General features: G+C 43.9%; 1 pseudogene. It reads left to right on the top strand.

Annotated elements, in window-relative coordinates:
- Positions 1-512: pseudogene (locus EAO37_RS09040) on the top strand (hypothetical protein); the annotation flags it as partial.

A 512-nucleotide genomic window follows, 5' to 3' on the forward strand; every position in this document is an offset into this window, starting at 1 on the left:
CCCCTTTGCATACATTAGGTTTATCCACCACTACACCAACACGCACGCATGTTTGACTCCAGATTGTTTAAACATGGATGAGATATGGCAAAACACAAATAGCCTAGAGGTAGGTGTGGATAATGACTACCCCCATAAAAGCCCCGCGCTCATCCATCTATTTAACGATTTAGACATGGGGCTTAGTGTCTATGGGCTTTTAAATAGATTGATGGGCTTGGGTGATGATAGCCCTACAACGCTTATTGCAGATTTTGCCCAAGCACTAGGTAATCCCAAGTTAGCCACACTCTTAGACCAACTCATAGACTACCACTACTTCCAAAGTATCCATCTAGCCAAGATAGGCGGGGCTTACCTAGAGATACTTGCCCAGCTTAAGAGCGCGCCTAGCCAAATTGAGAGCGCCCCTGAAGTCTGTTTGTATCCCTCTTATTTAGATTCTAAATTTTTAAACCTCTGCTTAAAGAGTTTCCAAAACCCTAGCAAAGCCCTAATCTTGCGCATGCAAA

The sequence above is a fragment of the Helicobacter sp. L8 genome (assembly GCF_003660355.1).
Classification (GTDB): domain Bacteria; phylum Campylobacterota; class Campylobacteria; order Campylobacterales; family Helicobacteraceae; genus Helicobacter; species Helicobacter labacensis.